Source organism: Streptomyces sp. R11, assembly GCF_041051905.1.
Classification (GTDB): Bacteria; Actinomycetota; Actinomycetes; order Streptomycetales; family Streptomycetaceae; genus Streptomyces.
The window spans coordinates 4,889,130-4,912,012 of record NZ_CP163432.1; the positions used below are offsets into that span (position 1 = coordinate 4,889,130).

Consider the following 22,883-nt stretch of genomic DNA (forward strand, 5'->3'; position numbering starts at 1 on the left):
ACCCGGAGTGAGCTGATGAGCTTCCCGAATCCATTCGACGGCCCCTCTCCCTGGGGCGAGCCCGAAACTCCAAAGGAGATCCCGCCTATGACTCAGACCACCGTGACCGCTACCTCTCCGAACAAGTTCAAGATCGGCCTGACCTTCAAGGCCGCTGCCGGATATGACGCCGAGTGGATCACTCCGACCGTTTTCGGCGAGACCGCCGAAGAAGTCGCGGTGAACGCGGTGGACGTGATGAAGGCACTTGCCGACAAGGGCGTCATCGACCTCGCGGCACTCGCGGCAAAGAAGGTCCGGGAGACCCACCAGCCGACCGCCGGCAAGGGCGGCAACTCGGCCCCCAAGACCTTCAGCGGCGGCAAGGTCCAGACCCAGCAGAGCGCCCCGGCATCGGATGGCGACTCCTGCCAGCACGGCCGAACTCTGCGAGAGGGCCAGGGCGCCAAGGGCGCTTGGGCCGCGCTGTTCTGCAACGCCCCGAAGGGCTCGCAGTGTGACCCGCTCTGGCGGCAGAAGGACGGCTCTTTCGCGTAAGGGCTGACCGCTCTTTCAAGGCACCTCAGGGGGCCGGGGATTCCTCGGCCCCCTTTCCTTTGGAGTCATTCAGTGGCAGACATCTCCATTCGGTCTGACGTAACCGTGAAGCTGGTCAACATCTCGGCCAACGACGCGATGGTTGCTAAGGCCGCCCGTGTCTCGACCATCGGCAAGCAGTCGGCTGCTGACGATCTGCCGACCGATGGCCTTATCAACTTCCTGATGCGAGACAGGCACGGAAGCCCTTTCGAGCACAACTCATTCACCTTCCTCATTGAGGTGCCGATCTTCGTTGCTCGTGAGCACATGAGGCACAGAGCAGGGTGGAGCTACAACGAGGAATCGGGAAGATACAAGGAACTTGAGGGCGTGTTCTACATGCCCGACAAGGAACGAGCCCTATTGCAGGTAGGCAAGGCAGGGGCCTACTCCTTCAAGGCTGGGAGTGACGCGCATTTCGCGCGTATGGCGGCCAACATGCTCGTCGTCTATGACGACGCGTTCGGCGCCTATAAGGACATGCTGAAGGCGGGCATTGCCCGAGAAGTGGCCCGGATGGTTCTTCCGGTCGGAACCTTCACGTCGTACTACGCGACGTGCAATGCGCGGTCCCTCATGCACTTCCTGAGTCTCCGGTCCATCTCTGAAGACGCTCAGTACCCGTCTTTCCCTCAGCGCGAGATAGAGATGGTGGCAGAGCGGATGGAACGAGAGTTCCGCGAAGCCATGCCCCACACCCATGCCGCCTTTGCCAAGCACGGCCGAGTAGCGCCGTAAGGGGGGTACGGGGGGATTCGAAAACTACTTGACCTTTACTGCTGCCAGGGGGGAGCAAGTAAGGGATACCGCGACGCGGGGTTTGAGGTAGTGGGCATCGACATCGCTCCACAGCCTCGTTACCCCTGGCAGTTCGTACAGGCGGAAGCGATTCAGTTTCTACTCACGTACGGACACCGATTCGACTTCATACACGCCTCACCGCCGTGTCAGCTCTACAGCAAGACACAGCGAATCATGCAGAACGATCACCCTGACCTTTTGGGCCCTACTCGGGATGCTCTCAACGCCGTTGGGGTCCCGTGGGTGATCGAGAATGTGATGGGGGCCGAACCGGAAATGCGTGACCCCGTGCTCTTGTGCGGTGCGTATTTCGGGCTCAACACCTACAGGCATCGGCTCTTTGAGCCTGGCGGGTGGGAATTGAAAAGACCGGACCACCCCGAGCACGTCAGGCGGCAAACCAAGATGGGGCGCCGCCGGAAGCCTGACGAGATGGGAATTTACGTCGGGAACTTCATCGGTGTGGACGACGCCAAGGAGGACCTTGGCGTTCCTTGGATGTCCCGCGAAGGAATCCGCGAGTGCATCCCGCCTGCCTACACGGAGTACGTAGGAAAGGCGTTCCTTGAACAACTTCACTAGACGGGGGAGGTCTCTTGAAGCAGCTCGCTTATCGGCTAAAGGGTCAGTCGATCTCGATTCACGTTGTCGAGTCTGAGAGGGACCTTCCCGCGTTCGAGGAGTTCGTTTCTCGGCATCGAATCCTCGGGTTCGACACAGAGACAACCGGACTGGACTGGTGGGCGCCTGACTTCAGGTGCCGGCTGGCTCAGTTCGGAACGGGCTCAGAGACATGGGTGATCCCCGTGGACCTGGGCCCGGTCTTTGCCGAAGCCGTGAGACGCGCCCTCAGGCGCCTTGAGTGGCTGGTAGCGCACAACGGCACCTTTGACCTTCACGTGGTCGAGCAGACCCTTGGCATCCCCATGGAGGAGCTTGCTCCGAAGATGTGGGATACCCGGCTCCTGGCGCACCTCGTTGACCCGAGGGCCGTAAAGGAGCGAGGCCCTGGGCTCAAGCTGGAAGAGTTGACGAAGTTCTACCTCTGCGAGCAGACCGCGGATGAAGTCAAGGGGTCTATGACCCTGATAGCCAAGAAGTACAAGACCACGAAGGAGAAGATTTGGAAGCTGGTTGAGCTGTTCGATCCAGACTTCTTGCTGTACGCAGGAATGGACCCGGCTCTTGCTTACCGGCTCTTCCAACTCCTCTATCGTCTTGTACCGGCTCGCTCTAAGGCTCAGGGACTCATCGGCTGGGAACACCAGCTAGCCCATGTCACGGCCAAGTTGGAGAGAACGGGCTATCTGCTCGATGTCGAGTACGCCGAAACTCGGTGTGCCGAACTGTCAGCAGAACAACAGGAGTGGGAGGCGGTTGCTCGGTCATTCGAGGTCGAGAACCCCAATTCCAATCAACAGCTCGTAGAAGCCTTCACCCGCATGGGTGTGAAGCTGACCAAGCGCACGAAAAAGGGTCAGCTCGCAATGGACGACGACGTATTGACCAGCCTCAAACACCCGCTGGCCGATGCGGTAATCAAGTCGCGCAAGGCTTCCAAGTGGCGTAAGACGTGGTTTGAGCGGGCTTTGGATGGGCGGGACGCGAATAATCGCGTGCACGCAGGCATTAACTCACTCCAGGCCCGGACGTCTCGGATGAGTATTTCAGGGAGCATCCCGGCACAGACGTTCCCCTCTGGGGACGGATATGTCAGGCATATGTTCCTGGCTGACGAGGGTCACGTCAGTTGTTCCATTGACTTCGGCAACATGGAGCTTCGTTATCTGGCGGCATTCTCCCGTGATCCCACGATGCTGGACGCCTTCCTTAACGGAAGGGACCTGCACCAGATCACGGCGGACGCTGCCAGCGTTCCCCGCAAGATTGGCAAGATGGCCAACTTCTTGACGGTCTATGGGGGCGGCTGGGCCGCGCTTATGGAGCAGGCCCACATTGATGAAGAGACCGCAAGGAAGGTACTTGATGCCTTCGCTGCTACGTATCCGGGAGTCGGCTCCTTTGGGCGACGACTGGCCGACGAGGCCAGGAGAACGGGTTTCGTCTATACGGTCACTGGCAGGCGTTTGCCTGTCGACCCGGGTAAGTGGTTCCGGGCACTGAACTATTTCATCCAGGGCGGTTCTCGGGACGTTACGGCCCGTGCCCTGATGAAGCTCGACGCTGCGGGATTTACCCCGTACATGCGTCTCCCGATTCATGACGAAATCGTATTCAGCTTCCCGGAGAGGGAAGCGCCTGAGATGGCGCGAGAGGCCGCGAAGCTCATGGAGTTCCCCGTTCAGGGGCTCCTTATTCCGGCTGACGCGGAAATCGGTGGACGCTCGTGGGGGAGCGTGCTGGAACTTGAAGAGAGCAAGCACTAGGGGGATTTGATGGACGAGAACGAGAACGAGAATGAGAACCAGACCGAGCAGGAGCAGCCCGAAGCCGCGGGCTCCTTTGAGGAGCTGATCTCTGGGATTGAGAACCAGATGAACGCTGAGCGTCTGCACAAGCAGGGCGCCTATGCCGTCACTGCGGCTCGCATCGCTGGAACGGTGCTCACTGAGGCCATGGCCTCTGGTGTCCCTCACGACCTCGCAAAGGAGATGGCGGGCGACACCTGGAACACGGTTATGGGCCTCGCTCCCATTGAGTACGTGGACTCTGAGGGCTGAGGCTTCTCATAACAGGCTCTCGCACATGGACTGATGTAGCCCTACTGGAGGGCGTCATTGGCGAAGTGCTGTGGCTCGGCAGGTACAGGCCCCGTGACGTGATTCTCATTCACGGGGCTTGTCCTCGGGGTGCCGATTCAATGGCTGACAGATTCGCCCGTGAGATCGGAATGAGCATCCGCCGGCACCCAGCCGACTGGGACGCCTACGGCAGGCGAGCCGGGTTTCTCCGCAACGCTGAGATGGTCAGTTCTGGCGCTGATCTCTGCTTTGCCTTCATCAAGGGCGGGAGCCCTGGGGCTTCCATGACTGCCAACCTCGCCAAGAAGGCGGGGATACCTACTGAGATATTCGAGGACGTGTAATGCCGCTGTTTCCGCGATACGAGTACGAGGGTTACGGCCAGGGTCACAAGCTCGACCTGACGAACATTCCGAAGGAGTGTGTCACGGTCTCCGTCGACATCAGGGACGAGAAGCTGAGCGAGGCTATTCGTCGGAAGATCACCTCTCTTGAAGCGAGTCGCGAACTCGGCGCCAAGCAGCAGGACTTTGCGTTGGCTTACCGCGCATCTCTGAAGCTGGAAGTCCTCCAGCAGGTCATGAAGGAAGCGGGCCTGTGATCTACGACGACATGGAGATGGACTGTGAGTGAGGCTCTTCGGGCGTTCCTCACGGAACTCTCAGACCTGACAACGAAGTACGGATTCGTCATCGAGGGTGACGTAGACAGCGAGGGATACAAGGGGTTCGCCAGTGTCCGGGGGAATGGAGTCGTGCGGGATCTCGTCCACGACGGAGAGCGGTACGACGCCTACTGAACGCCCTTCGTGGGACATGTGGGCTCTCGGCATTGCCGATGCTGTCTCGACTCGGGGGGACTGCACTAGGAGCCAGGTTGGCGCGGTCCTGGTGGACCACCTTCGGAATGTCTGTGCTGTCGGATACAACGGCACGGTTCCGGGCAAGGACGGGTGCCTGAAAGGAAGATGCCCGCGCGGACGCCTGACCTACGACCAGGTGCCGGCGGGTTCGGACTATGGCAACTGCATCAGCATCCATGCCGAAGAGAACCTGATGATTCACGCCCGTCGTGAAGACCTGCGTGGCGGCACGGTCTACGTGACCCGTGCCCCCTGCTATCGATGCCTTCCGCGCCTTCAGTCTGCGGGGGTCTGGCGGGTGGTGTGGCGGACCGAGACCGGTTACGAAGCGACGGTTCTGGACTGGGCGCAGAACCCGGCGCGCGTCGGGGGGAGTTGACATGGCTGCGGGTGGGTCGAACCGGCTCATGACCCCGGACGAGACGGCTGAGCGGCTGGCCGTGTCCAAGCGCACGCTCTACGCGAAGTGGCGTGAGTGGGGCGTACCGGCCTACAAGGTGGGAAAGCATCTCAGGTTTCGCGAACGTGACATCGATCACTGGATCGCCCAACAGGCTTGTAACTAGGGCGAGTTGGTGTGTAAAACCTCGTGCTGAGGCTGGGAAGTGGGTCCCAGCCCTGGTCAGTAAGGGGGTTGAAGCCAAGTGGCTTCGATCATCAAGCGGTGTGACTGCAAGGTTGGCGCGTGGCCGCGCTGCAAGCACTCATGGGTGGTCCGGTTCCGGGATGCCAACGGCAAGCAGGTAGAGGAGTCGTTCGCTCACAACAAGAAGACCGAGGCGAAGAACCTTGCTACCAAGGTCGAGAACGATAAGCAGCTTGGCGTCTACGTCGACCGGAAGCACTCCAAGCGGACCTTTGAGGACTGCTGGAAAGAGTGGTTGGGCTTCGGACAGCGGGAAGACTCCACGCTTGTCCAGTACGCGAGCATCTACAAGAACCACTTTGCCGACATGTTCGGTAGCCGCCGAATCGGCTCCATCACTCCCTCGGACATCACCAAGTGGGAGGAAGCGCAGAAGGAACGCGGTTACAAGCCGTACGGCATTGAGGGCCGCAAGGTCGTCCTGAAGTCGTTTCTCAAGTACTGCTATGAGGCCGAGATCGTTCCGAAGTACGCCGGAAAGACGATTGCGGTCAACGGCCGGAACGACTCGGCTTACCGCCCGGTCGAGGATCACGAGATCCCGACGACCGCTGAAGTCATGGCCATCTATGAGGCCATGCGTCCTGTCTACAAGTCCTCGATCTGGACTCAGGCGGGTTGTGGTCTGCGGGTGGGTGAGGCCCTGGCCTTCTCTCAGTCGCACCTCACGCGCCGAGAGGGCTGGTACTTCGTTCAGAACCAGCTCACCAACTTCGGCAAGAACGGTGGATCGAACCGAGGGACCAACGTCAAGAACGAACCGAAGTGGAGCCGGAAGGGCCGTTGGGTGCCTGTACCGCCCTCGGTGGCTGACGAGCTGGAGAAGCACCGCGCGTTCTGGGAGCCGTGGGGGGAACCGGGCTGGTACTACGAGTCAGAGACCTACCAGCACCGTCACCCCTCGCGGACGACGTACACGGACCGCTGGAACGACGCGATCAAGAAGGCTGGGCTTGAGGGCTCGGGCTACACGCCGAAGGCTCTCCGCCACTACTTCGCGAGCATGGCCATTGCGGCTGGAGTACCCCTGTACGAGGTGGCTCGGTGGATGGGGCACAGCTCCACGAAGGTCACGGAACAGGTCTACGCGCACCTCGTAGACGGGGCTGACGAGCGGATCACGGGGGCGTTCGAGGCGTCGCTTGCAGACGCCTTCCGGAGCCGCCTGACGCTGGTGGACGACGACGCAGCCTGATGAGGGTTGCTGACCCCCAATGCTGAGTTTTCGCTGAGTTTCAGGGCCTCTCGCCTGCATCTTCGCAGGTGGGAGGCCCTTCCGGTTTTAACGTCGAGTTCTATACGGGTGTGGGGACGACCCTCGAGATGCCCGTCATGCTCGCTCCCGTCCCCAACGCGATCGACTTCACCGACAAGAAGGTCCTGATCGCCGACGACGTCGCCGACACCGGCAAGACGCTGAAGCTCGTGCACGACTTCTGCGTGGAGCATGTCGCCGAGGTGCGGTCCGCGGTCGTCTATGAGAAGTCCCACTCCCTCGTGAAGTGCGAGTACGTGTGGAAGCGCACCGACGAGTGGATCAACTTCCCCTGGAGTGTTTTGCCTGTAGTACGCAAGTCGGGGGAGCCGGTCACGCCGTCGAAGGAAGCCCTCTGACCTGGTGATGCTCTAGGTGGTCGAAAGGGCCCCTCAGGCATCCGTCTGAGGGGCCTTGTGCTGTGCTGGTCCCGTGCTGGCGGGGTCCGTGGGCTCTGCCACCCACCTTGCCACCCTCTGCCGGTCTGGTTGAGCAGGACTTCGATCAGGCCTTGTATTCGATCAGGCCTTGTACTTGTTCGGCGTCCACACCGGCATCCTCAGCCCTGTTCTTGCTGACAGGGGTTGCGGTGGCGCACAGCTCCGCGCGCACCGGCCCGACCGGCCCGCGCTCGCGAGATGTCCCCGGCCGATCCGCCGGTGGTCCGGGCCGCCCTCCGGGAGGAAGGCGGCCCGTACAGGGGGTCACTTCGAGACTGTCACCTTGAGCGGGGCCAGATTCGGGCTCGGAACGGGCTTGCCCGTGCTCGCGGTGCTCGCGGACAACGGCTGGGAGGCCGGGCTCTGCGGGATGTCACCCTTGTAGTACGGGGTGTACGCGTAGGTGCTGTCCACGCCGATGGCCCTGCCGATCAACGGGACCACCTTCGCGTCGACGGAGCCGTTGCCGCCGAACACGGCCACGTGGTTCAGGCTCGCCGACGTGCGCATCATGTACCCCTTGGTGTCGTACGTCAGCGAGGTGACGTCGGTCCACAGCAGCGGGCCGAACGTGGTCATCGCCGACGACGCGGAGACGCCACCGGTCCAACTGTTCACCGAGGCCACCGCGGCGTCCGACGGCGACGACCACCAGAACTCGGCGAGCCTCGCGGCGACCGGCGCCGGACTGCCGCCGAAGCGGTAGTAGCTGTACTTGCCGGGCCAGTGCGGCAGCTTGCCGGCGTTGTACGCCTTGGCCAGCGCCGACTCGGCGTCGCCCCCCACCGTGATGATCTTCGTCGTGCTCGGGCTGTACTTGTTCAGGTAGCCGTACACGGACGCGGTCATGGTCGAGCCCTGGGTCAGCAGTACGACCGAGGTGCCCGAGGTGCCCATGGCGCCGGCGGCGGAGCTGGCCGCGAGGGCGTTGTGGTAGTCGGTGCCGGTCGCCAGGAACACGTACTTCGGCGCACTGGTGATCGTCTTGGCCACGGCCACCGAGGTGGAGTAGCGCGAGACGTCGGACAGCCGCTTGGCGACGTACCCGAGCGAGGTCACTTTGGACGCCACCGAGCTGTTGAGGATGCTGGTTCCGCCGACCAGGTAGACGGTCTTGCCCTTGGGCAGCATGCGCTTCAGCTCGGTCTGGACGGAGGAGTCCAGGCCCGTGCGGGAGGTCATCAGCACCGGTCCGTGCTTCTTGCCAGCCAGCGAGGTCGCGGTGGTGGCATACGCGGAGTCCGACTTGCTGATCAGGACGGCTGAGCTCGCGTTCATCAGGCCGGGCACGCTCTTGCCGAGGGTGTTCCAGGTCCACTTGGACGACGCGATGTTGGTGCCGTAGGTGTCGGCGCCGTAGATCCGGGAGATCGCGTTCTTCCGGAGCGGCTGCCAGGCCACGTCCGTGCCGTCGGCCATGGGCACACGTGTCTCCGTGCCCGCGGCGAGGTCGCGGATCCATATCTGCGAACCACTGGCGGTGTCCGCGCTGCCAGTGAAGTAGGTGTCGTACGCGATCCGGTCGCCCTTGGGCGACCAGGCCGGACGGTTGTGGTCGACGGGGTCCGTGGTGACCTGGGTCAGCCCGGTGCCGTCGGCCTTGACCGTGAAGAGCTGCTTGTGTCCGGCGACGCTGCGGGTGAAGACCAGCGACTGCCCGTCCGGGGACATGCTCGGCTCGTCCGCGTTGGCGGCCACCTTGGTGAACGCCTTGGTGGGGCCGTCGTAGACCCAGACGGCCGGAGCGCCGGTGGTGGAGCAGCTCGTGCCGGTGCGCACGAAGGCCAGTTTGCCGTTGACGGCGCCGCTGGCCTTGGAGTCGCAGCCGTCGACGTCGGTGCCGAACAGGGCTTGAGGAGCGCGGGCGCTATTGGCCACGGCCACCCGCAGTCGGCCTCCGGCGGTGAAGACGATGTCGCCTCCGCCGTACCAGAACGTCGGATCGGTCGGATGCCAGCCACTGCCCGCCGGCATGACGATGTCCTCGCCCGATATCGACTCCTGGGCGTACGTCTTCGTGCGGAGACGGCCGTCGGCGGAGCCCACGTAGGCGATCTGACTGCCGTCGGCGGACCAGGCGGCCTGATTCGCGGTCTCGTAGAACTGGACGCTCTTGGTCCCGTCGGGGTTGATGTAGCGCAGCGAGCCGAGTTCGTTGTACAGCAGCCTGCCGTCCGTGGCCGGCCAGCCGGCGGTGTCGGCGGTCGCCTGGCCCGGGAGCCCGGCGACGAGACCGGCCGCAAGTGCGGCGACGGTCGTGAGCGCCGCGAATCCGCGACGCGCAGAGATGTTCAATGTGCCCCCACAGGTGAATGGATGGCTGCGTTGCCCCTCCCCCGAGGCGAACGGACGGCATCGTGTTCGTCGTCCGTACGGCAGCGGCGAAACTTTAGCGACGTGTCACGGCATCTGTGGAGGCAGGGGCACCCGGTGCCGACGCGCCCGTGGACAAGTCGCGGGAGGCGATGCTGAAGGGCCCCGGGCTGCGCGGCGACCCCTTCAGCATCATGCCCGTTGCTGATAGACCTACTTGAACGACGGTGAAGGTCGCTGGAACGAGACGATTTGGTGCGGGCCGGATCCGGTGCACCTTCTGATCCGTAGCTCTGTAGAGATCGGTCATTGAAGGTCATACAGGCTGTGGGGAGGGTCTTAGAGGCCAGTGCCGGGCGATGGCGATTGCTGGAGTTGCTGTACAGCAGGATCCCGAACGGGGGTGAGGCCATGGAGCGGGAACAGCTCGAACGGCTGCTGGGCGGTGGCGACGAAGGCGTCGTTGGCCGCTCCATCTGCACTCCGCGCCAGCGCTTCTTACGTCGTCCGGGACGGAAAGACCGAGCTAGGGCCTGTCCGACGGGTCGCGTCGCCAGTGTCACGCGTTCAGCCGACAGCACGCGCCGCAGCCAACCACCGGCTTCTACCTTTCTGAACCAGGGCGCACGTCGAGTAGAGAATCCGTCACAGCCTCTTCTCCCGCAGGTGCACCGCAGAGAATTCACCGCGGATTCCTCGCGCCGGAGTGAGACCCGGCAGGGGAGAACGGTAGGGCGGGACCGCGACAGTCGTTCCGGCCGCGATGCTCCGGCGCCGTCAAGTGGCGTCGACGCACCGGAGACTCGCATGCCACGGACTGCCGAATCCGGTTCAGATGCTGGATCCGCCGTCCACGGTCAGCAGCGCGCCGGTGATGTAGGCGGCCTTCTCACTGGCGAGGAACACGACCGCCTTGGCGACGTCGCTGGGGGTGCCCATGCGTCCGAGTGCCGTCATGGCTGCCTGGGGGGCCGCATTCGGTCCGTCTGCGGGATTCATGTCCGTGTCGGTGGCCCCGGGCTGCACGACGTTGACGGTGATGCCCCGTGAGCCGAAGTCGCGCGCCCACCCCCGGCCGAGCTGATCGATCGCCGCCTTGCTCGCCGCGTATTCGGCGACACCGGGGACGGGGACACGGTGGGCGACGGTGCTTCCCACCAGGATCACGCGCCCGCCGTCGGTCAGAAAGCGCGACGCGGAGTGTGTGGTGACGATGGTTCCCATCACGTTGGTGGCCATCATCCGCTGAACCCCTTCCTGGAGTTCGAGGTCCACCTGGTCCACGGTGCCCATGACGGCGATGCCGGCCGAGTTCACCAGTACGTCGATCTGACCCCCGAAGAATTCGGCGGCCTTCTCCACAGCGGTCGACGCCTCGTGCGGAACAGCCTGATCCGCCTGCACGGCGAGCGCCTTCGCCCCAAGGCCGGTCAGTTCGGTGACAACGGCCTCGGCCCGCTCGCGCGACTTCTGGTAGGTGATCACAACATGCGCACCCTCGCGTGCGCATTCACGGGCGATCTCCGCGCCGATACCCCGGGAGCCTCCGGTCACGAGCACCGTGCGTCCTGTCAGAGCGTTGGACAAGGTGGACATGGTGATAACTCCTTTTGCGCTGCTGAGCTGCCTTTCGTCTACGCAACCGAAGCTAAAGATTGACACTAGTGTGAACGTCAAGCCCGATCTGAACCTTTACACTGATGTAAAGGTTGACCTCCGGCGGACAGGTAGCTCGGGACGACGGAGCGGCGGCCTCGCGACCACCCGGCGAGGGGAGAACGCTATGAAGATCGGCGAGCTGGCTATGAAGACCGGAGTGGCGCCGCGGCTGCTTCGTTACTACGAAGAGGTCGGCATCCTGACCCCGTGGCGGGCACCCAACGGATACCGCAGCTACGGCGAGCCCGCCGTCGACCGGGTCCTGCAGATCCGCGAACTGCTGGAAGCGGGCTTGACGACGGACATGATCCGCGAGGTCCTGCCCTGTCTCGATGCCCAGAAGGAGGAGGGGAAGGCCCGGACCTGCCCGGACATCGACGTGACGGAGCTGGACGGGCTGCGTCGTCATCTCGCTGCCATCAAGCGCCGCATTGACGTACTCCAGCGCAACGAGCGGGCCGTCGAGGCGTATCTGAAAGTCCGCGCGGAGAGCACCAGTGTCCCTCCGACAGCGGCCGGCGAAGTCGTGGCCCTGGTCGGGCGGCCCTAAGGACTGCCCGGTGAACCATCATCGGAGCCGCGGCCGGATCGCGGCGACCGTAACCGTGCGGTGAAAGACGAATGCTCTCTTGTCGTACCTCGTCGCCACCGCCCGCAAGCCCTTGAGCGCGTTGATGGTCCGCTCGACTTCGTTAGCTACGCTTTCGGGATGCCGCGACCAGACCAACTCACAATGGCTGGCCGGTGACAACCACGCACGAGCCCTCGGCTTGGAAGCTGTGGGCATTTGCGGCGAGTTCAGCCGCTGAGCTGATCTCCGGGTCGTTCAGTTTCAGGGCAGGCAGCGCCGCAGTGTTCAGGGAGATGCGCAGGACGTTCCCGGTCAGCTCGGCCGCCCGTACGCATCCATATGCTGTTTCCTGGTCGGGCGTGACCAGGCAGTGGGTGTCGGATCCCAGGGAGACGTCCTGCTCGTCGGGCTCATCGGTGCGGCATGAGAACAGCAAGCTGAAGCCGCTGCCGTCTTCGCCCTCCGCGACCCCCGCCATCATCAAGCGGTCATGGTCGCGGTCTATGCGCACCCCCGCGGCGCGGGCAACGAACCTGTAGCGTGTTCTATCAGCGGACCGACTGCGCTGGGGCTGACCTGCGCACCTCACTGTTGGTGACGACCCTCATTCAGTCATCGACCCCTGGAGCGTCGAACCCCCCGTAGTCCGGCGGGCCGGGCAGGTGCTCGACGCCTGAGAGGCGCGAGGAGAGATGAGAAGGGGCCCCCGGCATCCGTGCCGGGGGCCCTTCCTCGTACGTGCTCAGTCGGCCGTGCGTCCTAGAACGTGCCCAGCTTCACGATCGACAGCAACGCGATCAGCTGGATCGCGCTCGCGCCGAGGGCCTTCGGCCAGGGGAGGTCGTGGGACTTGGAGACCATCAGGGTGAGGAGCGCGCCGGCTGCGATCCAGGTGGCCCAGCCGAGGGCCTGGACGAAGGTGGCGTCGCCGCCGGCGAACATGGCGAAGACCAGACGGGGCGCGTCCGTGAGGGACATGATCAGCATGGAGAGGCCGACCGTGGGCTGCCAGGCGCCGTCGCCGCCGAGCTGGCGGGCCAGGGTGTGGGTGACCACGCCCAGGACGAAGGCCGACAGGACCATCGCGACGGCGGTCGTCAGGACGATCGGGACCGCGTTCGAGAGGGTCGCGTTGATCGCGTCCGCCCTCGCGCCGTCGAAGCCGAAGACGGCCAGCAGGCCGTAGAGGAAGCTCACGACGAGGGCGGTGCCCCACATCGAGTAGTCCCGCATCTGCAGGAACGTCTGCGAGGGGGACAGCACGATGCCGCGCAGCAGCTGCTTCCAGTGCAGACGGGGGCCGACCGGGCCGGCCGGGGCCGCGCCCGCCCGGTAGGTGCCGCCCTGGTTGTAGGGGTCGTCGTCGACCGAGAACGCCTGGGTGTGGCCCGGGTTGTTCGCCGCGTACGGGTCCGGGGCGCCGCCGCCCGGGCCGTGCGGGTAGCCGCCGTCGCCGAAGTACTCCGGCTCACCGTGGCCGCCCTGGCCACCGGCACCGTAACCGCCGTAGCCGCCACCGCCGTTCGCCTGCGGCCAGCCGCCTGCGCTGCCGCCCGGGCCGCCGTGCGGCTGCTGCGGCGGCGGGGGATAGCCGTACGACTGTCCCTGGGGCGCCTGCTGCCCGTACGGAGGTTGTTGGGGGCGCGCTTGCGGGCTGCCGTTGTTCCGGCTTCCGCGTCCGATCCTGAATCCAGCCACGTCTTCGAACGTACCTGGTCCCGGAGAATCGCGTGCCGGGCCCAGCGGTCAGGGCCCGGCTTTGCTGCCGAGCTGTGACATCCCCTAGGGGGCGCCGAGCCTCGGCTCAGGGACATGCCGTACGTGACGTCCCTCCATCTCTGCGTCCCTACGTCATGTCTCCGCGTCTCCACGTGCCCTGCGCCCCTAGCGCAGCATCACCTGTCCCAGCCTCAGGTAGCCGGACGGCAGGCCCAGCGAACCCGGGCCGAAGCTGATCGCCTTGCCGGTGGTCACGCCCGAGGCCGCGCCGCGCAGGGTGTGGAGGGAGCCCGCGGGGTGGTTCTCGCCGTCGGCGGCGACGGACAGGTCGGCCTTGCCGTCGCCGGTGAGGTCGGAGAGGCGTACGGACGCGCCGAAGCGGTCTGCGGTCTCGGCGGTGCCGGGGACGCCGGCGGTGTTCTGGGTGAAGGCCTGGGCGCCGGTCGCGGTCAGGCCGGAGGCCGAGCCGCGCAGCACGGTCACGCTGCCGGCGATCCTGGCGGTGCCGATGGTCTCGTGGATCGTGCCGACGGCCACCTCCGCCTTGCCGTCGCCGGTGACGTCGGCCACGGAGAGGGCGTTGCCGAACCAGTCGCCTTCCTCGTCCGAGCCGGGGACGCCGGGGGTGTCCTGGGTGATCGTGGTCTGCGGCTGGGTGCGGACGCCGGTCGCGCTGCCGAGGTAGGCGCTGACGGAGCCGCCGAGGCTCGTGCGGCCCTCGTCCCCGTACGTCGCCGTGACCACGTCCGCGTAGCCGTCGCCGTTGAGGTCGCCGACGGCCGCCAGCTCGTAGGCGCCGTTCCTCAGGAACGTCTGGCGGGTGAGGCCGGAGGCGGCGCCGAGGTAGACGAAGGTGCCCTCGTCGTACGTCTCCCTCTGGGTGCCGCTGACGACCAGGTCGGCGGTGCCGTCGCCGTTCAGGTCGCCGGCGGCCAGGCTCTGGGCGCCGTGGATGCTGTAGCCGGTGTTGTACAGCTCGGTGGCGAGCTCGTAGCGGGACGCGGCGCCGGTGGTCTTGGTGAAGCCGCCCTTGTGGATCCAGATGTCGCTGCCGGTGCTGCCGACGGCGAGGTCGGCCCTGCCGTCGCCGCTGAAGTCGCCGACGGCGAGGGACATGCCGTACTCGTTGTGGTCCGCGGGGGCGGGGTCGGGGACGACCTGACCGCCTGAGAGGCCGCTCTTGGCGCCCCAGACGATCACGACGGCACCGGACTCGGCGTTCTCGCCCGTGCTGCCGATCACGAGGTCGGCGTACCCGTCCCGGTTCAGGTCGCCGGAGGCGAGGGCCTGGCCGAACTCGTCGTCCTTCTCGGCGGTACCGGGGATGCCGGCCGTGTTCTGGGTGATGATCGCGCGGCGGGAGGCGCTGATGCCGTTCGCGGAGCCGTAGTTCACGACGACGGCGCCCGCGCCGGTCTTGCCGCCGACCGGGGTGTACGGCGCGGCCGTGGCGAGGTCGCGGTAGCCGTCGCCGTTGAAGTCGTCGGCGTACTTGGCGGGGGCTGCCGCTGCCGGGGCGGCGGTGAGCAGCGGGGCGGCCGTCAGCGCGGCGGTGACGGTGGCCGTGGCCAGGGCCAGGGCAGGGAGTCGGCTGCGGTGGTGCCGGAGCATGTGGGGTCCTCCTGCGGTGGGGTGGGTGGCCGAAGTGAGGGCCGGCCCGCGCGGGGACGCGGACGCGCGGGCCGGCCCGTCAACGGGCGGTCAGCCCGCCAGTACGTCTCCGAAGTACGCGTCGCCCGTCGGGCCGCCCACCGTCGAGGCGCCGAAGGACTTGGAGCCGGTGGCGGTGATGCCGGACGTGCCGGACTTGAAGAGCCAGACGGAGCCGTCGCCGGTGTTCTCGTGCGCGGCGCTCGCGACGAGCTCCGCGCGGCCGTTGCCGTCGATGTCCGTGAGGTGGACCGCGCCGCCGAAGTGGTCCAGCCGCTCGGCCGTGCCGGGGACGCTCGCGGAGTCCTGGCTGAAGACCTTGGCGCCGCTGCCCGTCAGACCGGACGCCGAACCGCGCAGGACCGCGACCGAGCCCGCCTGGTACACCGAGCCGACGGCCTCGTTCTCGATGCCGACCGCGATGTCGACGTATCCGTCGCCGTTGGTGTCGCCCGCCGAGAGGCTCCAGCCGAAGCCGTCGCCCTTTTCGGCCGCGCCGGGCACTCCCGCGGTGTCCTGGGTGATACGGACCGGGGTGCGGGAGCTGATACCGGTGGACGCGCCGTACGTGACGGTGAGCGCGCCGCCGGGGCCGCCGTTCGGCTCGGTGGCCGACTTCTCCATGAAGTTGCCGGTGACGATGTCGCCGTAGCCGTCCTTGTCGACATCGGCGATCACCGCGTCGTAGCCGCCCGCGACCTTGCTGCCGGCGGTCAGGGCGGCGGCCGTGCCCTTGTAGAGGACGCTGCGGGTGCGGTAGCCGCCGGTGAACTCCTCCTGGCCCATGACCAGCAGGTCCGTCCTGCCGTCGCCCGTGACGTCGCCCGCGACGAGCTTGTCGGCGTTGATGCCGGTCTGCTCGAACGTGTCGATGCCGACGAGCTCCGTGGCCTGTCCGGTACGGGTGAACGGGCCCTTGAAGACGTTCAGTTCGGGGAAGGCGATGTTCGAGGCGGCCAGGTCGGTGTCGCCGTCGCCGTCGAAGTCGCCGGTGGCGACGGACCAGCCCAGCTCGTTGCGGTTCTCGGGCAGCGGCGAGGCGATGTCGGTGCCGGACTTGATCCCGCTCGCGCCGCCCCACAGCACCGTGAGCACGCCGGAGTCGTCGGTCGAGCCGATGCGCTCGCCGTGCACGCCGACGACGATGTCCGTGTAGCCGTCGCCGTCCAGGTCGCCGGTGGTGAGGCGGTCGCCGAAGTAGTCGCCCGACTCCGGGACGCCCGGGATGCCGGCGGTGTCCTGGCTGATGATCTGCCGCTTGCCGGTGTCCAGGCCGCTCGCGGTGCCGTAGACCACGGCGACGTAGCCCGCGCCGGTCTTCCCGGCGACCTTGCCGATGGGCGCGGCGATCGCGACGTCGCGGTAGCCGTCGCCGTTGAAGTCGCCGGCCGGGCCCGAGGGGGCGGCGGAGGCGCTCGTCGCCGGCAGGGCGGTCAGCAGGCCCGTGGCGAGCGTCGCCGCGAGCAGAAGAGTGCGCTTGCGCATGGTGAAGTCCATTTCAGGGATCAGGAGTTGAGGGCCGTGCCGTAGCCGGGGCTGCCGGCGGTGGAGACGCCCGTCGTGCCCGGGCCGAAGCTCGTCGCCCCGCCGGTCGTCACTCCGGTCGTCGCGCCGCGCAGGGACCAGACGGCGCCGTCACCGTTCTCGCCGGTCGCGGCGACGGTGAGTTCGGCGCGGCGGTCGCCGGAGTGGTCGGTGAGCAGGACGCGGGCCCCGAAGCGGTCGTTCGACTCGGACGTGCCGGGTACGCCCGCGGTGTTCTGCGTGAGGGACTGTGCGCCGGTCGTCCTGAGGCCGGAGGCCGAGCCGTACAGGACGGTCACCGAGCCCGCGCCGGAGTTCTCGCCGGACGCGCCGACGGCCAGGTCGGCGTAGCCGTCGCCGTTGATGTCGCCGAGGGAGACATGGCTGCCGAAGCGGTCGCCGGACTCGGAGGCGCCGGGCACGCCGGCGGTGTCCTGGGTGAGGACCAGCGGGGCGCGGGAGGTGTCCGTGCCGCCCGATCCGCCGTAGACCACCGTGACCTTGCCGCCCTTGGCGCCGGCCGGGTCGGCGGAGGTCTCGCGCTCGTTGCCGATGGCGATGTCCGCGTACCCGTCCTTGTCGACGTCGCCGATCGCGGAGACGTAGCCGGACGGCAGCTCCTGCATCCAGTCGGTGAAGTTGCCGATGGACGGGTCGGTCACCAGGTGGGTGATCGCGTCGTCGGTGCCCGTCCTGCGGCCGTGGACGACCACGTTGGTGTGCCAGGAGGCGGTGACAGGTCCGACGGACAGGGACGTGATGCCGTACGAGGACGAGTACGGGTGGGGGAAGCCGGAGCCGGAACCGCCCTGGAAGGAACTGGTCCGGGTGAAGGGGCCGTTGACGAAGGCGAGGGTGAACAGACCGTTCGCGCCGACCAGGATGTCCAGGTCGCCGTCGTCGTCGACGTCTCCCACCGCCACCGACTGCCCGTAGCGGTCCACGTCCCTGTCGTTGGAGTTGGGCACCGTACGCGCCCCCGACAGACCCGACTTGGCGCCCCAGATGACGACGACCGTGCCGTCGTTGGTGTCGCCGTTCACGTCCTCGCCGGGCGTGCCGATCAGCAGGTCCGCGTACCCGTCGGTGTTGAGGTCGGCGGAGGCGACTGCGGACCCGAAGGCGTCGTCGGTCTCCGCGGCGCCGGGCACGCCGGCGGTGTTCTGGGTGATCAGGGTGTGCGTCGAGGTCTTCAGCCCACTTGAGCTGCCGTAGACCACGGAGACGGCGCCCGCCTTGGCCTTGCCGCCCACCGTGGCGCCCGGGGCGCCGATCGCGAGGTCGGCGAGGCCGTCCCCGTTGAAGTCGTACGGCTCGGCGGCCGGGGCGGCGTGGGCGGCCGGGGCGGAGAGGGTGAGCGCGAGCGGGGTCAGGGCCGCCGCGAGGAGGGCGGCGGCGATGCGGTTGCGCATGGAGCGGGTTGCCGCACAAGGGAGTTGACGGCCGGTCACTGGGCGATCACCGCGCCGAGGTGGTTGCCGGCCTTGAGGGAGATACCGGCGACGGTCAGGCCCTTGGCGCCCGAGGTGGTCAGGCCGGTGGACGTGCCGCGCAGGGTCCAGACGCCGCCGGTGCCGTTCTCGCCGTCCACGCCGATCGTGAGGTCGGCCTTGCCGTCCTTGGTCACATCGGTCAGGTCGACGGCGGAGCCGAAGCGGTCCCAGGCCTCGGCGTCGCCGGGGACGCCGCCCGTGTTCTGGGTGTAGGACTTCGCGCCCTTGGTGGTCAGACCGGAGGCCGAGCCGAACAGGACGGTCACCGAGCCCGCTTCCTTCGCCGAGCCGAGGTCCTCGCCCCAGGCGCCGACCACGACGTCCGCGAACCCGTCGCCGTTGATGTCGCCGGCGCTCATGGCCGAGCCGAACGCGTCGTCGGCCTCGCCCGAGCCGGGCACGCCGGTGGAGTCCTGGTGGACGACGGTCGGCGTCTGCGCGGGGTCGGGGCCGTTCGGGCCGCCGTACCAGACGGTGATCTGGCCGCCCTTGTGACCGCCGGGCTTGTCGGTGTTGGGGTCCGAGGAGTCGCCCAGGACGAGGTCGCCGTAGCCGTCGCCGTTGATGTCGGCGACGGAGCCCGCGAAGCCGTCGGCGTTCACCAGCTCGGAGAGCTTGTACCCGGTGGCGGTGTGGCGGTAGTAGAGGATCTCGCCGCCGGAGTCGCCGTCCACACTGAACGGGTAGACGCGCTCGGCCGCGCCGTCGCCGCTCATGTCGCCGGCGATCACCTCGAACGTGGTGCCGAGCTCGCCGACGCCGTAGTGGCTCAGCGGACCACCGGTGCGGGTGAACGGGCCCAGGTAGAGGCGGGTGTGGTTCTGGCCGGTGAGCGTCACGTCCGTGTCGCCGTCGCCGTCGAAGTCCCCGGTGGCGATGCCACGCGAGAAGCCGCCCCACTCGGCGATCGTGGACGGCTGGGGCAGCCCCTTGCCGCCGGACAGACCGGACTTGGAGCCCCACAGCACGGTGCCGGAGCCGACGCCGTCCCGGTCGCCGATGCTCTCGCCCGAGGAGCCGACGACGAGATCGGAGTAGCCGTCGCGGTCCAGGTCGCCGGAGGCGAGGGAGGACCCGAACAGGTCGCCCGACTCGGCGGTGCCGGGCACGCCGGCGGAGTTCTGGGTGATGACCGCCTTCCTCGTCGCGGAGACGCCCGACGACGAGCCGTACAGCACGACGACGGCACCGGCGCAGGACGCGGAGCCGACATCGGTGCACACGGCGCTGACGGCCACGTCGCGGTAGCCGTCGCCGTTGAAGTCGCCGGCCGGGCCCGAGGGGGCGGCGGAGGCGGTGGCGGCGGGCAGCGCGGTGAGCAGGCCCGTGGTGAGGGTGGCGGCGAGGAGAAGGGGGCGCTTGCGCAAGTGGGTGCTCCTGGGAAGAGGGCCGGGCCCGCGGGGGGGCGGGCCCGGCCGTTCAGGGGGTACGACGGCCGGGTGCCGCCGTACGGAGATGCAGGCCGGACAACGGCACGGCCTGCCGTACTCAGTCCGCGAAGACCGCGCCGAACTGCGGGGTTCCGGTCGTCGAGAGGCCCGAGCTGCTCGGGGCGACGGTGCGCGAGCCGGACGTGGTGATCTTCGTGCCGTTGGAGGGCAGGTAGGTCAGGCCGCCGTTGCCCTCGTTCTCGTACGAGCCGAGGACGAGGTCCGCCCTGCCGTCGCCGGTGACGTCGTCGAGCTTGACGTCCGCGCCGAACAGGTCGTTCTTCTCGTCGTTGCCGGGGACGCCCGCGGTGCTCTGGGCGAGGCCCTGGACACCGGAGACGGTGTCGATGCCGCTCGCGGAGCCGTACAGGACCGCGACCTGGCCGGTGTTGGCGACGCCGGCGATGTCCTCGTTGGGGGAGGCGACGACCAGGTCCTGGTATCCGTCGCCGTTGACGTCACCGAGGTCCAGGTCCCAGCCGAAGCCGTCGCCCTTCTCCGAACTGCCGGGGATGTTGCCGGAGTTCTGGGTGATGCCCGAGGTGGCGGCGGGCCCGGAGGCGGCGCCGTAGGTGATGTTGACCTTGCCGCCGTTCGCGGCGTCCGGGATGGGGGTGCCGTCGGTGGTGGTGCTGTCCCAGCCGGCGCCGCTGACGATGTCGCCGTAGCCGTCGCCGTTGATGTCGCCGATGGCGGTGATGATGCCGGGCTTGAGGACCTCGGCGGAGGCGACGCTCAGGCCGCTCGCGGTGCCGGGCACGAAGTAGTTCTGGTTCCACCCGTAGTCGCTCTGGGTCTCGTACCCGTCGACGATCAGGTCCGTGCGCTTGTCGCCGTTGACGTCTCCGGCGGTGAGGCTCAGCGGGCCGTAGGGGAAGTCGTTGGTGCCGGTGTGGATGGGCGGCTTGATGGTGTAGCGCCCGCCGGGGGTGCCGGTGGCGTTGAAGCCGCCCTTGAAGACGTGGATGGTGCTGGACGAGTTGCCTACGGCCAGGTCGGCCTTGCCGTCGCCGTCGAAGTCGCCCGCGGCAAGGTCCTTGCCCCAGAAGTCGTGCGAGGAGGGGGCCGGGTCCGCGACGGTGACGCCCTTGCCGGTGAGGCCGCTCGCCGAGCCCCACAGGACGGCGACGCCGCCGCCGTTGGTGTCGGTGCCGACCTTCTCCCACGGGGAGGAGACGGCGAGGTCGTCGTATCCGTCGCCGTTGAAGTCGGCGTACGCGGACTCGGCGCCGAAGCCGTCGCCCTGCTCGGCGGTGCCGGGGGAGCCGGCGGTGTTCTGGCTGATCGTCGTGCGCTTCGCGGACGATACGCCGGTGCTGGTGCCGTAGAGCACGACGACCTGCCCGGCGCCCGCGCGGCCGCTGACGTAGGAGCCGTGCGCGGAGGCCACGACGTCGCCTCGGCCGTCACCGTTGAAGTCGGCGGCGGATACGTGCGTGGAGTCGGCGGCGGTCGCCGACGTGGCCGTCGCGAGCGTGAGCAGGCCGCCCGTCAGCGAGGCAGCGGTGGCCGTTGCGAGGGCGAGTCTCAGGTGGTGCTTGTGCATGCGGGTTCTCCTGCTGCATGCGGGGATGCCTGGCGGGCATCCGCAGTCAATGGGGTGCGACCGCTCGTGTTCTCCGGGAGTTGGCCTCGGGTTCACGGGGTGGTCGGCGATCAGGAGACTCACGGTGGGGCGTGAGGGTTGTACGTGGGTTCGAGAAACTTTCGGACCTTGCCCAGCCCACCGCCTACGACTACCGCACGTCCCCCCGCCGCAAAGGCCTCAGCCCCGAGGCACGCCGCCGCGCCCGCGCCATCGGCGCCCGGGTGGCCGACTGACGGGGGCAGCCGACTGACGAGGGCGGACCTCGGCTCGGCTACCGTGCCAGGAACTCCGAGCTGGAGAACCGCACCGACGGCTCCGCCGCCACCAGCCCCTCCTTCACGCCCGGATACACCGCCACCGTGTCCTTCGTCTCGCCGACGTACGTCCGCACCACCAGGTCCGCCCGCCCGTCCCCGTCGAAGTCGGCGGCCGTCACGACCCGCGTGGTGCCCCGGGCGGGCGGCTTCACCGTCACCATGCCCGCCGCCGTGAGTCCTGCCGTACGGCCGCGGAGGATCCGCAACTCGGTTCCGCTGGAGAGGAGTTCGCTCAGGCCGTCGCCGTCGAAGTCGGCGGCGTCCAGTACCGAGCCGGGGGTGGCGAGCGTGCCGCGGGCGGTGGCTGCCGGGAGGTCGTAGCGCAGAGACGTTCCGTCCATCGTGCCGATCGCCGCGTCGAGGGCAGCCTTGCCCTTGCCGAAGGTGCCGAGGGCCACGTCGATGCCGGAGGGAAGGGTGGCGCCGGTGCGGGTCGGTCCGTTCGGGCCGCCGAGGACGAGTGACGATGTGCCCGCGCCCTCCGTCGTACGGACCACCAGGTCCTCGTATCCGTCGTCGTTCACGTCGGCCGCCGGGCCCCTGGGGGCGTTGCCGGGGGCCTCGATGGGGGCGCTCGCCGCGCGCGGGGCGCCCTTGCGGGTGAACGGGCCGCGTAGGAAGCTCAGTTGGCCGCCGGATGCGTGGACGACGAGGTCCTGCGCGTCGTCGCCGTCGAAGTCGCCGCACACGGGCTGGTCGGGCCAGTCGTTGCCGACGCGGGCGCGGGCCGGGATCGCGAGCTTGACCGCCTTGCCGGTGAGGCCCTCCGGGGAGCCGTAGAGGATCTGCAACGGCACCGGGGGCTGCCCCTGGCCGTCGTAGGGCGGGTCGGTGGAGACGACCAGGTCCGTGAAGCCGTCGCCGTCCAGGTCGCAGGTCGCCTCCGCGTCGAAGGCGGCCGGGAGTTGGCCCTTGGTCGGGGCCGCCTGGCGTCGGGGGCTGAGCAACTGCCGTGCGCCCGGGGTCGGTCCGTGCTCACCGCCGTAGACGATGCCGATGCCCGCGTCGTCGGCGTGGGCCTGCGCCTTGACCAGGTCGTTGAGGACCAGGTCACGGTGGCCGTCGCCGTTGAAGTCGGCGGGCTTCCCGCTGCCCTTGCCGTGCGGGATGGGGAGTTGGGCGGGGGCGTCGGCTATCTGGACGGGCGTGTGGCGGGCCGACTTGGCGTCGTCGTGGGGGGTGGGACCGCAGGCGGTGAGCGGGAGGGCGAGGGCCAGGGCGGAGAGGGTGGCGATCCTGCCTACGGTGCCGACGGTGCCGAACGTGCCCGTCACGGCCGCTCTGCACTTCCCGCTTCTTCGCGCGCGCACCGCTCACCTCGTCAACACCAGGGG

At 67.6% G+C, this 22,883-nt stretch carries 23 protein-coding genes and 2 pseudogenes; 14 read left to right on the top strand and 11 right to left on the bottom strand.

The window, feature by feature from the left end; translation table 11 throughout:
* Positions 1 to 87 precede the first annotated feature (87 nt).
* The 12 genes and pseudogenes from AB5J55_RS22630 to AB5J55_RS22685 form a co-directional block, all read left to right on the top strand.
* On the top strand, positions 88 to 537 hold the full coding sequence (locus AB5J55_RS22630) for a hypothetical protein (RefSeq protein WP_369272414.1): 450 nt from the start codon (positions 88 to 90) through the stop codon (positions 535 to 537).
* Between the two features lie 72 nt (positions 538 to 609).
* Positions 610 to 1,317 carry an FAD-dependent thymidylate synthase gene (thyX, locus tag AB5J55_RS22635; protein ID WP_369272415.1) on the top strand — a complete coding sequence of 236 codons (708 nt, stop codon included), beginning with the start codon at positions 610 to 612 and terminating at the stop codon, positions 1,315 to 1,317.
* A gap of 306 nt (positions 1,318 to 1,623) precedes the next feature.
* On the top strand, positions 1,624 to 1,962 hold the full coding sequence (locus AB5J55_RS22640) for a hypothetical protein (RefSeq protein WP_369272416.1): 339 nt from the start codon (positions 1,624 to 1,626) through the stop codon (positions 1,960 to 1,962).
* Between the two features lie 14 nt (positions 1,963 to 1,976).
* On the top strand, positions 1,977 to 3,767 hold the full coding sequence (locus AB5J55_RS22645) for a DNA polymerase (protein ID WP_369272417.1): 1,791 nt from the start codon (positions 1,977 to 1,979) through the stop codon (positions 3,765 to 3,767).
* 9 nt (positions 3,768 to 3,776) lie between these two features.
* Entirely contained in the window at positions 3,777 to 4,061 is a 285-nt protein-coding gene (locus AB5J55_RS22650) for a hypothetical protein (protein ID WP_369272418.1), read from the top strand.
* Between the two features lie 8 nt (positions 4,062 to 4,069).
* The gene (locus AB5J55_RS22655; RefSeq protein ID WP_369276262.1) at positions 4,070 to 4,426 is read left to right on the top strand and encodes an SLOG family protein; all 357 of its coding nucleotides are present in this window, start codon (positions 4,070 to 4,072) and stop codon (positions 4,424 to 4,426) included.
* Positions 4,426 to 4,683: a hypothetical protein gene (locus tag AB5J55_RS22660; RefSeq protein WP_369272419.1), complete on the top strand. Its 258-nt coding sequence runs from the start codon at positions 4,426 to 4,428 to the stop codon at positions 4,681 to 4,683. Before AB5J55_RS22655 ends, AB5J55_RS22660 begins: the two co-directional genes overlap by 1 nt.
* A 24-nt stretch (positions 4,684 to 4,707) precedes the next feature.
* Positions 4,708 to 4,881: a hypothetical protein gene (locus AB5J55_RS22665; RefSeq protein WP_369272420.1), complete on the top strand. Its 174-nt coding sequence runs from the start codon at positions 4,708 to 4,710 to the stop codon at positions 4,879 to 4,881.
* A 16-nt stretch (positions 4,882 to 4,897) separates the two neighbouring features.
* Complete coding sequence (locus tag AB5J55_RS22670) at positions 4,898 to 5,323, top strand: deaminase (RefSeq protein ID WP_369272421.1); 426 nt, start codon at positions 4,898 to 4,900, stop codon at positions 5,321 to 5,323.
* A 1-nt stretch (position 5,324) separates the two neighbouring features.
* Positions 5,325 to 5,510: a helix-turn-helix domain-containing protein gene (locus tag AB5J55_RS22675; RefSeq protein WP_369272422.1), complete on the top strand. Its 186-nt coding sequence runs from the start codon at positions 5,325 to 5,327 to the stop codon at positions 5,508 to 5,510.
* A gap of 78 nt (positions 5,511 to 5,588) precedes the next feature.
* The gene (locus AB5J55_RS22680) at positions 5,589 to 6,785 is read left to right on the top strand and encodes a tyrosine-type recombinase/integrase (RefSeq protein ID WP_369272423.1); all 1,197 of its coding nucleotides are present in this window, start codon (positions 5,589 to 5,591) and stop codon (positions 6,783 to 6,785) included.
* Between the two features lie 89 nt (positions 6,786 to 6,874).
* Positions 6,875 to 7,204: pseudogene (locus AB5J55_RS22685) on the top strand (phosphoribosyltransferase); the annotation flags it as partial.
* Positions 7,205 to 7,549: 345 nt separating this feature from the next.
* On the opposite strand, the gene AB5J55_RS22690 reads toward AB5J55_RS22685, so the two are convergent.
* Together AB5J55_RS22690 and AB5J55_RS22695 are read right to left on the bottom strand one after the other, a co-directional pair.
* On the bottom strand, positions 7,550 to 9,580 hold the full coding sequence (locus tag AB5J55_RS22690) for a cell wall-binding repeat-containing protein (RefSeq protein WP_369272424.1): 2,031 nt from the start codon (positions 9,578 to 9,580) through the stop codon (positions 7,550 to 7,552).
* 849 nt (positions 9,581 to 10,429) lie between these two features.
* Positions 10,430 to 11,275 (bottom strand): SDR family NAD(P)-dependent oxidoreductase, encoded by an 846-nt coding sequence (locus AB5J55_RS22695; RefSeq protein ID WP_369272425.1) that lies wholly within the window; start codon positions 11,273 to 11,275, stop codon positions 10,430 to 10,432.
* A 106-nt stretch (positions 11,276 to 11,381) separates the two neighbouring features.
* Between AB5J55_RS22695 and AB5J55_RS22700 the strand changes: the two genes are divergently transcribed.
* Positions 11,382 to 11,807, top strand: a complete 426-nt coding sequence (locus AB5J55_RS22700) for a MerR family transcriptional regulator (RefSeq protein ID WP_369272426.1) — start codon at positions 11,382 to 11,384, stop codon at positions 11,805 to 11,807.
* A gap of 18 nt (positions 11,808 to 11,825) precedes the next feature.
* Here the strand turns inward: AB5J55_RS22700 and AB5J55_RS22705 are convergent.
* The 8 genes and pseudogenes from AB5J55_RS22705 to AB5J55_RS22740 all read right to left on the bottom strand — a co-directional run.
* A pseudogene (locus tag AB5J55_RS22705) lies at positions 11,826 to 11,951 on the bottom strand (IS5/IS1182 family transposase); the annotation flags it as partial.
* Between the two features lie 34 nt (positions 11,952 to 11,985).
* Positions 11,986 to 12,309 carry an Imm10 family immunity protein gene (locus AB5J55_RS22710; RefSeq protein ID WP_369276263.1) on the bottom strand — a complete coding sequence of 108 codons (324 nt, stop codon included), beginning with the start codon at positions 12,307 to 12,309 and terminating at the stop codon, positions 11,986 to 11,988.
* A 278-nt stretch (positions 12,310 to 12,587) separates the two neighbouring features.
* Positions 12,588 to 13,571, bottom strand: coding sequence for a Yip1 family protein (locus tag AB5J55_RS22715; protein WP_369276264.1), 984 nt, complete (start codon positions 13,569 to 13,571; stop codon positions 12,588 to 12,590).
* A 141-nt stretch (positions 13,572 to 13,712) separates the two neighbouring features.
* The gene (locus tag AB5J55_RS22720) at positions 13,713 to 15,158 is read right to left on the bottom strand and encodes an FG-GAP-like repeat-containing protein (RefSeq protein WP_369272427.1); all 1,446 of its coding nucleotides are present in this window, start codon (positions 15,156 to 15,158) and stop codon (positions 13,713 to 13,715) included.
* A gap of 90 nt (positions 15,159 to 15,248) precedes the next feature.
* Positions 15,249 to 16,682 carry an FG-GAP and VCBS repeat-containing protein gene (locus AB5J55_RS22725; protein ID WP_369272428.1) on the bottom strand — a complete coding sequence of 478 codons (1,434 nt, stop codon included), beginning with the start codon at positions 16,680 to 16,682 and terminating at the stop codon, positions 15,249 to 15,251.
* 20 nt (positions 16,683 to 16,702) lie between these two features.
* Complete coding sequence (locus AB5J55_RS22730) at positions 16,703 to 18,133, bottom strand: hypothetical protein (protein ID WP_369272429.1); 1,431 nt, start codon at positions 18,131 to 18,133, stop codon at positions 16,703 to 16,705.
* 35 nt (positions 18,134 to 18,168) lie between these two features.
* The gene (locus tag AB5J55_RS22735) at positions 18,169 to 19,581 is read right to left on the bottom strand and encodes an FG-GAP repeat protein (RefSeq protein ID WP_369272430.1); all 1,413 of its coding nucleotides are present in this window, start codon (positions 19,579 to 19,581) and stop codon (positions 18,169 to 18,171) included.
* A 121-nt stretch (positions 19,582 to 19,702) separates the two neighbouring features.
* Positions 19,703 to 21,190: an FG-GAP and VCBS repeat-containing protein gene (locus AB5J55_RS22740; protein ID WP_369272431.1), complete on the bottom strand. Its 1,488-nt coding sequence runs from the start codon at positions 21,188 to 21,190 to the stop codon at positions 19,703 to 19,705.
* A gap of 131 nt (positions 21,191 to 21,321) precedes the next feature.
* On the opposite strand from AB5J55_RS22740, the gene AB5J55_RS22745 reads away from it, so the two are divergent.
* Positions 21,322 to 21,465, top strand: a complete 144-nt coding sequence (locus AB5J55_RS22745; RefSeq protein WP_369272432.1) for a hypothetical protein — start codon at positions 21,322 to 21,324, stop codon at positions 21,463 to 21,465.
* Positions 21,466 to 21,503: 38 nt separating this feature from the next.
* On the opposite strand, the gene AB5J55_RS22750 is transcribed toward AB5J55_RS22745, so the two are convergent.
* Complete coding sequence (locus tag AB5J55_RS22750) at positions 21,504 to 22,766, bottom strand: FG-GAP repeat domain-containing protein (RefSeq protein WP_369276265.1); 1,263 nt, start codon at positions 22,764 to 22,766, stop codon at positions 21,504 to 21,506.
* Positions 22,767 to 22,883 lie beyond the last annotated feature (117 nt).

Bases quoted from the DNA above. Each gene is read 5' to 3' on its own strand.
- AB5J55_RS22660 (WP_369272419.1), top strand. From the start codon at position 4,426: ATGCCGCTGTTTCCGCGATACGAGTACGAGGGTTACGGCCAGGGTCAC.
- AB5J55_RS22670 (WP_369272421.1), top strand. From the start codon at position 4,898: ATGTGGGCTCTCGGCATTGCCGATGCTGTCTCGACTCGGGGGGACTGC.
- AB5J55_RS22720 (WP_369272427.1), bottom strand. From the start codon at position 15,158: ATGCTCCGGCACCACCGCAGCCGACTCCCTGCCCTGGCCCTGGCCACG.
- AB5J55_RS22675 (WP_369272422.1), top strand. From the start codon at position 5,325: ATGGCTGCGGGTGGGTCGAACCGGCTCATGACCCCGGACGAGACGGCT.
- AB5J55_RS22725 (WP_369272428.1), bottom strand. From the start codon at position 16,682: ATGCGCAAGCGCACTCTTCTGCTCGCGGCGACGCTCGCCACGGGCCTG.
- AB5J55_RS22650 (WP_369272418.1), top strand. From the start codon at position 3,777: ATGGACGAGAACGAGAACGAGAATGAGAACCAGACCGAGCAGGAGCAG.
- AB5J55_RS22630 (WP_369272414.1), top strand. From the start codon at position 88: ATGACTCAGACCACCGTGACCGCTACCTCTCCGAACAAGTTCAAGATC.
- AB5J55_RS22730 (WP_369272429.1), bottom strand. From the start codon at position 18,133: ATGCGCAACCGCATCGCCGCCGCCCTCCTCGCGGCGGCCCTGACCCCG.
- AB5J55_RS22740 (WP_369272431.1), bottom strand. From the start codon at position 21,190: ATGCACAAGCACCACCTGAGACTCGCCCTCGCAACGGCCACCGCTGCC.
- AB5J55_RS22710 (WP_369276263.1), bottom strand. From the start codon at position 12,309: ATGATGGCGGGGGTCGCGGAGGGCGAAGACGGCAGCGGCTTCAGCTTG.
- AB5J55_RS22700 (WP_369272426.1), top strand. From the start codon at position 11,382: ATGAAGATCGGCGAGCTGGCTATGAAGACCGGAGTGGCGCCGCGGCTG.